The 9,741-nt window shown below is 63.3% G+C and carries 9 protein-coding genes; 4 read left to right on the top strand and 5 right to left on the bottom strand.

Translation table 11 applies throughout. From position 1 onward, the window contains the following. Positions 1 to 256 precede the first annotated feature (256 nt). Together ACODTY_RS15300 and olsB are read left to right on the top strand one after the other, a co-directional pair. A complete protein-coding gene (locus tag ACODTY_RS15300; RefSeq protein ID WP_488995069.1) occupies positions 257 to 2,545 on the top strand; it encodes an ATP-binding protein in 2,289 nt (762 codons plus the stop codon). Between the two features lie 212 nt (positions 2,546 to 2,757). After that, positions 2,758 to 3,594 carry a l-ornithine N(alpha)-acyltransferase gene (gene olsB / locus ACODTY_RS15295; RefSeq protein WP_488995073.1) on the top strand — a complete coding sequence of 279 codons (837 nt, stop codon included), beginning with the start codon at positions 2,758 to 2,760 and terminating at the stop codon, positions 3,592 to 3,594. Positions 3,595 to 3,606: 12 nt separating this feature from the next. Here the strand turns inward: olsB and ACODTY_RS15290 are convergent, their stop codons facing one another. Together ACODTY_RS15290 and grpE are read right to left on the bottom strand one after the other, a co-directional pair. Beyond that, positions 3,607 to 4,239 (bottom strand): trimeric intracellular cation channel family protein, encoded by a 633-nt coding sequence (locus tag ACODTY_RS15290; RefSeq protein WP_488995068.1) that lies wholly within the window; start codon positions 4,237 to 4,239, stop codon positions 3,607 to 3,609. Positions 4,240 to 4,334: 95 nt separating this feature from the next. After that, a complete protein-coding gene (gene grpE, locus ACODTY_RS15285; RefSeq protein WP_488995072.1) occupies positions 4,335 to 5,006 on the bottom strand; it encodes a nucleotide exchange factor GrpE in 672 nt (223 codons plus the stop codon). A 209-nt stretch (positions 5,007 to 5,215) separates the two neighbouring features. On the opposite strand from grpE, the gene ACODTY_RS15280 reads away from it, so the two are divergent. Next, complete coding sequence (locus tag ACODTY_RS15280) at positions 5,216 to 5,416, top strand: hypothetical protein (protein ID WP_488995067.1); 201 nt, start codon at positions 5,216 to 5,218, stop codon at positions 5,414 to 5,416. A 110-nt stretch (positions 5,417 to 5,526) separates the two neighbouring features. Next, the gene (locus tag ACODTY_RS15275) at positions 5,527 to 6,549 is read left to right on the top strand and encodes a fatty acid desaturase (protein ID WP_488995066.1); all 1,023 of its coding nucleotides are present in this window, start codon (positions 5,527 to 5,529) and stop codon (positions 6,547 to 6,549) included. A gap of 28 nt (positions 6,550 to 6,577) precedes the next feature. Here ACODTY_RS15275 and ACODTY_RS15270 read toward each other — a convergent pair whose 3' ends face one another. The 3 genes from ACODTY_RS15270 to ACODTY_RS15260 all read right to left on the bottom strand — a co-directional run bounded on the left by ACODTY_RS15270 (position 6,578) and on the right by ACODTY_RS15260 (position 9,716). Further along, on the bottom strand, positions 6,578 to 7,114 hold the full coding sequence (locus tag ACODTY_RS15270; protein WP_488995065.1) for a DUF934 domain-containing protein: 537 nt from the start codon (positions 7,112 to 7,114) through the stop codon (positions 6,578 to 6,580). Between the two features lie 192 nt (positions 7,115 to 7,306). Then, positions 7,307 to 8,071, bottom strand: coding sequence for a phosphoadenylyl-sulfate reductase (locus ACODTY_RS15265; RefSeq protein ID WP_488995064.1), 765 nt, complete (start codon positions 8,069 to 8,071; stop codon positions 7,307 to 7,309). Next, positions 8,046 to 9,716 carry a nitrite/sulfite reductase gene (locus ACODTY_RS15260; RefSeq protein ID WP_488995063.1) on the bottom strand — a complete coding sequence of 557 codons (1,671 nt, stop codon included), beginning with the start codon at positions 9,714 to 9,716 and terminating at the stop codon, positions 8,046 to 8,048. Before ACODTY_RS15260 ends, ACODTY_RS15265 begins: the two co-directional genes overlap by 26 nt. Positions 9,717 to 9,741: the final 25 nt, after the last annotated feature.

Below are 9,741 nucleotides of genomic sequence, written 5' to 3'. Positions count from 1 at the left end.
AGCGACCCGGCGTTCGCTGGCCTTTCATCATGCCACCGGCATGATGAATTCGCTTCGCGAACCGGCTGCTCACCCCCGTAAACGGGGAGAGGAGCGCAGCTTCCGCGCCCACGCTACATACCCCCCATCCGAGCCGCAAACGGACCACCTAAAATCCCCTCTCCGTTACCTCGATAACGCAAACTTCCACAGGATCGATAAAATTCGACCGATCCCCCGAAATCTTCCCTAATGTCTGTGTGCCATGCATTGAGCCATGAACGCACGGCCTACTCTTGAACTGGTGAAGCAGATCGAAAGCAGCGGTGAGATTCCGCCGCCGCAACTGCGCCGCCTGCAGGTCGAGCCGCCGCCGCTGGCACCGAAACTGCCGCGCTTCCTTCCAGATGCCCTGCCGCTGTTGACCTATGCCGTCATTCTCGTTCTGGCGGGCGTCGGCCACCTGAGCGGCGCGCCGCGCTATGTCACGTTGAGCCTTCTTGTAACGGTTGCTTGCGGCCTGGCGATGCACTGGCGCATCCGCCACACCGAGAACAAGGCCAACCGCATCCGCGACACCAACGTGGCCCGCAGCCGCGCCGAGGTCGAGACGCTGGCCGACCGCATGTGGGAGATGCAGGAAAGCGAGGAACGCTTCCGCGGCCTGATCGATGCGCTGGGCGACCTCGTCGTGCATCGCGACCGGCAAGGCAACATCGTCTACACCAACAAGGTCTTCGCCGATCTGGTCGGCGTCGATGCGCACGACCTGCCCGGCATGACGCTGGCCGAACTCGGCATCGACATCGGCATCGTTCCCGACGCCGCCTTTTCAGACCATGACTGCCTGAGCTCCACCGATGTCGGCATCCGCACGCCGAACGGCCAGCGCTGGTTCTCGTGGATCGAGCTTTCCGTGCGCGACAAGGAAAGCGGCTCGGTATCGCACCGCGCCATTGCCCGCGACATTACCGACCGCAAGCGCGCCGAATCGTCGCTCATCACGGCGCGCGAGCGGGCCGAGTTCGCCAGCCAGGCCAAGTCCCGCTTCCTCGCCACGGTGAGCCACGAAATCCGCACGCCGATGAACGGCATCATGGGCATGGCGAAACTTCTGGCCGACACCGATCTGTCGCCCGAACAGCGCACTTATGTCGGCGCGGTTTCCACCTCGGCCAGCGCGCTTCTGGCGCTGATCGAGGACCTGCTCGACTATTCCAAGATCGAGGCCGGCCGCTTCGACCCCGAGCCGCAGACGATGTCGGTGCGCGAACTGGCCGACAACATCGTCGAGCTCTTGGCCTCGCGCGCTTATTCCAAGGGCATCGGCCTCGGCTGCCACGTCGCGCCGAACGTACCGCAGACGATCAGCGCCGATCCGGGCCGGGTGCGGCAGGTGATGCTGAACCTGATCGGCAACGCCATCAAATTTACCGACAGCGGCGGCGTATTCCTGAGCATCACGCGCCAGTTGACCGACGGGGCCGACCGCATCCGCTTCACCGTGACCGATACCGGGCCCGGCATGCGGCAGGTGGACCTTGAGCGCATCTTCGAGGAATTCGAGCAGGTCGATGGCACGTCGACGCGCAGGCATGGCGGCGCGGGGCTGGGGCTCGCCATTTCCAAGCGGCTGGTAACGGCCATGGACGGCACGATTTCGGTGTCGAGCACCATCGGCAAGGGCGCGGAGTTCGTCTTCGAAATCCCCGCCACTGAGGCGACCGAACCGCCGCACAATCGCGACAATATGCTGGCCGGGCGCAGCGTGGTGATCGTGTCCAGGAACACGGTAGAGGCAGAGGCGATTGCCAGCACCATCCGCGCCTATGGCGGCACGGTCACCCTTGCCGAAACGCCGGCAAGGGCGAGCGCGCTGGCCAACGGCTCCAACGTTCTGATGGTTGACGCAGCAATCGAGGAAAGCGACGGGCGCGTGCTGAAGCAGTTGCGCCAGACGGGCTTTGCATCGAGCGAAGCCGTGACGCTGATCGCGCCGACCGATCGCGGCCGGTTGGGCGAATATCGCGCCAACGGCTACGCCAGTTTCCTGGCGCGGCCGGTGCGCGGCGAAACCCTTTTGCGCGTGCTGGTTGCCGGCCAGACGGCGGTGGTGGCGGCCGCCAATCCGCAGAAACGCGGCACCACGCGCGGCAAGGCCCCGGCCAAGCGCGGCCCCGGCCTGTCTGTGCTGATCGCCGAGGACAACGAGATCAACGCCATGCTTGCCCGCGCGACCTTGCTGAAGGCGGGCCACCGGGTGGACGTGGTCGGCAACGGCAAGGAAGCCGTCGAGGCGCTGGTCAGCATTGGCCGCCGCAACCGCTACGATGTCGTGCTTATGGACCTGCACATGCCGGTGATGGACGGCATGGATGCCATCGCCATCATCCGCCGGCACGAGGAAGAACAGGGCCTGCCGCCGATCCCGATCATGGTTCTGTCCGCCGACAGTCAGGAAAAGACCCGCCATGCGGTGCTGGCGCACGGGGCTTCGGGTTTCGTCACCAAGCCGCTCGACCCGCAGGCGCTGGTGGACGCCATTCAGGAACAGCTCACGGCCTGAGCGTTTTTCCGCTCGGTGCCGGTGCCGATCCTGAGCCGGCTTGGCCTGTTCATTTCCCGGCCAATCATTGCCCATCACACAGTATCACGCTACTGTCACAATCCTGTTGCACCACCATCGTATCCCCGCGCCAAGAGGGATGGCTCGAAGGAGAATCACTCGTGCAGTCAGCGATTCGGCAAGGTGATGCCAAGCCCGAAGCCGGCCCGGCCCTGGTATCGGCGCAGAAGTCCACACCCTTCGTGCCGGGCGCGCCGCTTGGCCGTATCGGCAATCTGGAAGTGCGGCTGGCCCGCAACGACGCGGAGATCGCAGCCGCGCAGGAAATCCGCTACCGCGTATTCTACGATGAACTGGGCGCCGGCAAGGGCCGGCTCCATCTGCTCGACCAGCGCGACATCGATCATTTCGATCCGCTGTGCGACCACCTTCTGGTATTCGACACCAGCCTTCCCGGCCCCGAACATCGCCGCATCGTCGGCACCTATCGCCTGTTGCGGCAGGAAGCGGCGGTTGCTGCCGGCGGCTTCTACTCCGAAGGCGAGTTCGAGCTGACGCGTCTGGTGGCGCGCCATCCGGGCCAGCGCTTCCTTGAGCTTGGCCGCTCCTGCGTTTTGCCGGACTATCGCTCCAAGCGCACCATCGAGGCGTTGTGGCAGGGCATCTGGGCCTACATCAACCACTACGAGATCGGCGTGATGACCGGCTGCGCGTCCTTCCACGGCACGGTGCCGGCGGCGCACGCCGAGGCGCTGACCTATCTCGCCCACCACTGCCGCACGGACGCTGCCTGGGACGTGCGCGCCTTGCCGCACCGTTACTGCCCGATGGATCTGATGCCGATCGAGGCGGTGAACGCCAAGGCGGCAATCGCCGCCATGCCGCCGCTGGTGAAGGGCTACCTGCGCGTTGGCGCACGCATCGGCGACGGCTGCGTCATCGATCATGATTTCTCGACAGTCGATGTGCTGGTGGTGATGCCGGTGAAGGAAATCGGCGCGCGCTACGTCAACTACTATGGCGGCGATGGCCAGCGCTTCGCGGCCTGAATTTTTCGAGCGCTACGGAATGTCTTCGGGATTGCGGCCGGGCCGGCTCTTGTAAGCCGGGAACGACCAGCCGAATTTCAGCGCGCCTCCACGCACGATGAAGGCTGCCAGGAATCCGCCGATCTCCGACAGGAGCGGCGGTAGGCCGGCAAGATCGCCGAGCGTATAGGCAGCGGCCCCCACAAGCGCCGCCGTCACGTAGACCTCGGGCTTGAGCAGCACCGACGGTTCGCCGGCCAGAAGATCGCGCAATATGCCGCCGAAAGTCGCCGTCAGCATGCCGGTTATGATTGCGACCAGCGGCGAGCCGGTGATGGCCAATCCCTTGGCAGCGCCCATGACCGCGAAGGCGGCAAGGCCGATGGCGTCGAGCCAAAGCAACAGCTTGTAGCGGGACTCGACCCGGTGCGCGGTGAAGAAGACAAGCACCGCGACCGCCGCACAGATCAGCACATAGTCTCGGTTGCTGACCCAGAACACCGGCACATTGAGGATGAGGTCGCGGAAGGTGCCGCCGCCGATGCCGGTGACGCTGGCCAGGAACAGGAAGCCGATGATGTCGAGTTGCTTGCGCGAGGCGGCAAGCGCCCCTGTCGCCGCGAACACGGCAACGCCTGAATAATCGAAGAGCGTGATGGCGTTCATGGGACGCGGTTCAAGAGGGCAGTAGGGCAGTAGGGCAGTAGGGCAGTCAGAATTTACCGGATCGCGCTAGGGCGCAAGGCCCTGCCGCCCTCCCCTTACGCGTCCTTTTCGGCCTGCTCGTTGACCGGGCCCGGTTCAGCGGTGCTGGCTGCGGGCTTGGGGCCACCCTTGGAAACGCCCACCATGGCCGGGCGCAGCACGCGGTCACCAATCGAATAGCCGGGCTGGACGACCTCGACCACCGTACCTGTGGCGATTTCCGGATTTGGCACTTCGAACATGGCCTGGTGGAAATTCGGATCGAACTTCTCGCCCTTCGGTTCGAGCTTTTTGACGCCATGGCGCTCGAGCGTGCCGATCATGCCGCGCGCGGTGATATCGACGCCTTCGATCAACGCCTTGAACCCGGCGTCGCCCGACGCCTTGGCTTCGGCCGGAATGGCATCAAGCGCGCGCTGCAGGTTGTCGGCCACCTGAAGCATGTCGCGCGCGAAATTGGCGATCGCATAGGCGCGCGCATCCTGCACGTCGCGCGCTGTGCGACGGCGCAGGTTCTCCATTTCGGCAGCGGCGCGCAGCGCCCGGTCCTTCAGTTCCTCGTTTTCCTTCAAAAGCCGCATCAAGGCTTCGTAGTCGCCTTCGACGCCACCTTCGGTGCGTTCGACAGCGTCTTGCGTGGCCTCGGTCTCGTCGGGCGCGCGTTCGTCTTTTGCCTGGTCGCTCATCGCGTTTTCCATCATCTCAACGGTTTGGAAGTTGCGCCCGATATCGAGGTTCGGCAGCCAAAAATCAAGGGGTGCGCTGTCTTGTGCAGGCCTATCGGGCCCCTATCGGGCATTGAACTCGACCTGCTGGGACAATGTTCCAGATTAAATCAAATTTTACCCTGTTGACGGCTAGCGTTTGCATTCGTGCTGCAATGCGGGAACCATCTGCGACAACAGGGAGTTTCGAAGCCAGTAAAGGATTTGAAACGATGACCCGCACAGCCAGCAAGACAAGTGCCAGCGAGAAGCTGGGCGAACTGGCCCGCACGATCAGGAAGCAAGCCGCAATGCCGACGACGCGGCGGCAATTGCGCGAAATGCCTGCCTTCAAAGTGGTCAACGATATTCCCCAGCATCTGCAAGCCCTCCTCGACGAGCTGAAGGACGCGGAGAGGAAAGCCGGCATCTAGAGTTCGAAACCGGGCCGGTACCGGGCACGGATTTCGCATACGTGACAATAAGACCATTTGCCGACCCCGTTTCATCTTGTCGGGCAGAAGCTGGCTGTCTAAGTTTTCTGATGAACATGATTTCCCCCGAAGCGGTTGCAAGCAGCAAACGCGCCTGGATCAAGATTTTGGCGCGCTACAAGAAGCCTGACCGGCGTCGCAGCGCCCTTGAACTCGCCATCACCTTCTTCCCGTTTGCAGCCATCTGGGCCTTGACGTGGGCGGCCTACGCCTATGGCTACTGGTGGGGCCTCGTGCTGATCATTCCGGCTGCCGGCTTTCTCGTGCGCCTGTTCATGATCCAGCATGACTGCGGCCATGGCTCCTTCTTCGCCAACCGCCATGCGGACGACTGGACCGGCCGGGTGCTCGGCGTCCTGACGCTCACGCCCTATGACTACTGGCGGCGCGCGCATGCGGTTCACCACGCCAGTGCCGGCAACCTCGACCAGCGCGGCATGGGCGACATCAAGACGCTGACCGTCGGTGAATATCGCGCGCTGCCGCTGCGCCGCCGGATCGCCTACCGGCTCTACCGGCACCCGCTCGTGATGTTCGGCATCGGCCCGACCTGGCTGTTCGTGTTTGAGCAGAGACTGCCGGTGGGCATGATGAAGGATGGCATGACGCCCTGGGTTTCCACCATGGCCACCAACGTCGCCATCGCGTTTGCCGTTGCCTTCACCGCCTGGTTCGTCGGGCTCGGCGCATTCCTCGTCGTCCATCTGCCGATCGTCATTCTCGCCGGGTCAATCGGCATATGGCTGTTCTACGTGCAGCACCAGTTCGAGGAAACGGAGTGGGCAAGGGAGCCGGACTGGGAGTTCCAGCACGCGGCCTTGTACGGATCGTCCTATTACGACCTGCCGGCCCTGCTGAGCTGGTTTACCGGCAATATCGGCATCCACCATGTGCACCATCTGTCCGCCAAGGTGCCTCACTACCGGCTGCCCGAGGTGTTGCGCGATCATCCGGAACTGAAAACCATCGGCCGCATCACGCTGATCGACAGCTTTCGTTTCGTGAAACTGGCGCTGTGGGACGAAACGCGCGGCAAACTAGTGACCTTCCGCGAAGCGCACGCGGCAGGCTGAGCCTGTTCGATAGAGGCTTACGGCAAAGTCACGTGCCGGGCGTGCGCCGCCACGAATATGTGCTGCCGGGCGAGGCCGGCTTGGCGGCAGGCTGGTAGTAGAGCGGCAAGCCGCCGACATCGCCGCTTTCAAGCCGCTTCAAAAGCACCGGGTTGGAAATCTCGAACTCGGTGAAGCCGACGCGCAGCATATGCGGCAACTGGTCGACCAGAACCTTGCCGATGGCGCGCACCGCGCCCGCAAAGCCATGGCGGCTGCGCAACAGCTCAGCCTTTGAAAAGCTGCGTCCATCGGTGAAGGCCGGGAACGCCAGCGCCACCAGCGAAAGCGTGTCGAGCAGGCCGGCAATGGCCTCCAACTGGTCGCCCGGCTGCAAGACGACGCCGAGCCGCTCCTTGGCGAGTTCCCGCTCCTTCGGATCGAGGTCGAGGAACGCCTGCAAGGGCAGGATGAAGCGGCCATTGCCTGAAAGTGCTTCCGCACTTTCGGCATGGGTCCACTCGTCCTCGCGAAAACCCTGCGGGGTCCAGAGGCGGACTTCTGTCTCTGGCGTCTGATCAGTCATGCAGGCGCATCCTAAGGGTTACTTGAGCGTGATCCAGTACGAAAACCGGTGCCCACTTTTCGGGATCATGCTGCGTATTTGTTTGAGCATGATCTTGTCCGAAAACCGGTACCCACTTTTCGGGATCATGCCGCGTATTTGTTTGAGCATGATCCTGTCCGAAAACCGGTACCCACTTTTCGGGATCATGCTTTAGAGAGAAGCGTCGGTCAGCGAATTTTCCAATCCGGAGAGATGAATACCGCATTCGGTCTTGGCATGACCAGCCCAGCGGCCGCTGCGCGCATCCTGCCCCTCTTCGACGGGCTTCGTGCATGGGAAGCAGCCGATCGAAAGATAGCCATAGGCGACCAGCGGGTTCGACCGCAAGGCATGCGCGCGCATATAGTCCGCCTGATCCGACGTTGTCCAATGCGCCAGCGGATTGATGCGGATGCGCGGCCCGACGGCCTCGAAGACCGGCAGCGCGGCGCGCGTCGACGCCTGATGACGCTTGCGGCCCGTGAACCATGCCCGGAACGGCTCGACGCCGCGCGCCATCGGCTCCACCTTGCGCACATCGCAGCAGGCATCGACGTTGGTTTCGTGTAGGCGCCCGGTCGGATCGATGCGCGCCAGCGCCGCCTCGTCCGGGGTGACGACGCGAATGTCGGTCAACCCGAAATCGGCGGCGAGCGCGTCGCGGTAGGAAAGCGTTTCCTCGAAATGCTTGCCGGTATCGAGAAAGACGATCGGCAGGCTGCGGTCCACCTGCGCAATCAGGTGCAGCAGGACCGCCGAATCCGCGCCGAACGAGGAGACCGCAGCTATCTTTCCGCCAAACAACTCCGAGACCGCGCGTTCGATGATCTCGGCCGCAGAGAGGTGGCCATAGAGCGCATCAAGACCCGCTGCCTCGGCAGCGACACCGCTTTCTGCTTGGGCAACGCCATCAAGCGGCCCTGGCTTCTGCTCCATAGAGAACCTCCTTGAACGGCGCCGGACCAACCCGGCGGTAGACGTCGAGGAAGCGTTCCGTTTGATCGTTGCGAATGGACAGATAGGTTTCGACCAGCGTTTCGACCGCATCGACGATCTCGTCAGGGCCGAAGCCGCGGCCGATGATCTCGCCGACCGTGGTGTTCTCGTCGGCGGAGCCGCCGAGCGTGATCTGGTAAAGCTCGGCGCCCTTCTTCTCGACGCCGAGAATGCCGATATGGCCGACATGGTGATGGCCGCAGGCATTGATGCAGCCGGAAATCTTGAGCTTCAGCTCACCGATCTCGCGCTGCCGTTCGAGCGAGGAAAACCGCCTTGCGATCTGCTGCGCCACCGGAATGGAGCGGGCATTGGCCAGCGCGCAATAGTCAAGGCCGGGGCAAGCGATGATGTCGCTGATGAGGCCGGCATTGGCGGTGGCGAGGCCGATTTCCACCAGCCCGTCATAGACCGCCTTGAGGTCGGCGCGCGCGACATGCGGCAGGACGAGGTTCTGCTCATGGGTGACGCGCACCTCGTCATTGGCGTAGCGCTCGGCAAGGTCGGCAACGGCTTCCATCTGGCTGTCGCTGATGTCGCCGGGGGTCTCGCCGATGCTCTTCAGCGAAATCGTTACCGCTGCGTAATCGGGATTGCGATGCGTGGTGACGTTCTGGCCGAGCCATTCGCCAAAGGCGCGGGAATCAAGCTTTGCCAAGCGCACAATTTCGTCGCCCTCGGGACGCGGCGCAAGCTGCGGCGGCGCGAAGTAGGACTGGATGGCGGCGACATCCTGTTCAGGCAGCTTCAGCTCGCCATCCTTCAGCGCCTGCCATTCGGCCTCGACCCAGCTTGCCAGCTCTTCCGTGCCGGTTTCGTGGACGAGGATCTTGATGCGCGCCTTGTACTTGTTGTCGCGGCGGCCATGCAGGTTGTAAACGCGCAGGATGGCCGTGACGTAGGACAACAGGTGTTCCTGCGGCAGGAAATCGCGAAGCTTCTTGGCAACGATGGGCGTGCGGCCAAGCCCGCCGCCGACATAGACGGCAAAGCCAAGCTCGCCCTGTTCGTTCTTCTTCAGGTGCAGGCCGATGTCGTGCGTCTTGATAGCGGCGCGGTCGCGCTCGGCACCCGTCACCGCGATCTTGAACTTGCGCGGAAGGTAGGAAAACTCCGGATGGACCGACGACCATTGACGCAGGATTTCCGCGTAGGGACGCGGATCGGCAACCTCGTCGGCGGCCGCACCGGCGAAATGATCGGCGGTGACATTGCGGATGCAATTGCCGCTGGTCTGGATGGCGTGCATCTCGACGGTGGCGAGATCGGCAAGGATAGCCGGCACATCCGACAGCGCCGGCCAATGGAACTGGATGTTCTGGCGCGTGGTAAAGTGGCCATAGCCCTTGTCGTATTTGCGGGCGATGTGGGCCAGCATGCGCAACTGGCGCGGATGCAGCGTGCCGTAGGGAATGGCGATGCGCAGCATGTAGGCGTGCAGCTGCAGGTAGACGCCGTTCATCAGCCGCAGCGGACGGAACTCGTCCTCGGTGATTTCGCCAGCCATGCGGCGCTCGACCTGGTCGCCGAACTGCGCGACGCGGGCCTTAACAAAATCGTGGTCGAACTCATCATAGCGATACATGGTCGTGGTTCCGTTGGCCGTTTGT

The organism is Mesorhizobium sp. FG116 (genome assembly GCF_057809835.1).
Note: the sequence above shows the minus strand (reverse complement) of the source record. Positions and strands in the feature narration are given on the sequence as shown.

What these genes read in the sequence shown, in the direction of transcription:
- ACODTY_RS15300 (WP_488995069.1), top strand. Translation starts at nt 257, where the DNA reads ATGAACGCACGGCCTACTCTTGAACTGGTGAAGCAGATCGAAAGCAGC.
- ACODTY_RS15290 (WP_488995068.1), bottom strand. Translation starts at nt 4,239, where the DNA reads ATGAACGCCATCACGCTCTTCGATTATTCAGGCGTTGCCGTGTTCGCG.
- ACODTY_RS15280 (WP_488995067.1), top strand. Translation starts at nt 5,216, where the DNA reads ATGACCCGCACAGCCAGCAAGACAAGTGCCAGCGAGAAGCTGGGCGAA.
- ACODTY_RS15275 (WP_488995066.1), top strand. Translation starts at nt 5,527, where the DNA reads ATGAACATGATTTCCCCCGAAGCGGTTGCAAGCAGCAAACGCGCCTGG.
- ACODTY_RS15270 (WP_488995065.1), bottom strand. Translation starts at nt 7,114, where the DNA reads ATGACTGATCAGACGCCAGAGACAGAAGTCCGCCTCTGGACCCCGCAG.
- ACODTY_RS15265 (WP_488995064.1), bottom strand. Translation starts at nt 8,071, where the DNA reads ATGGAGCAGAAGCCAGGGCCGCTTGATGGCGTTGCCCAAGCAGAAAGC.
- ACODTY_RS15260 (WP_488995063.1), bottom strand. Translation starts at nt 9,716, where the DNA reads ATGTATCGCTATGATGAGTTCGACCACGATTTTGTTAAGGCCCGCGTC.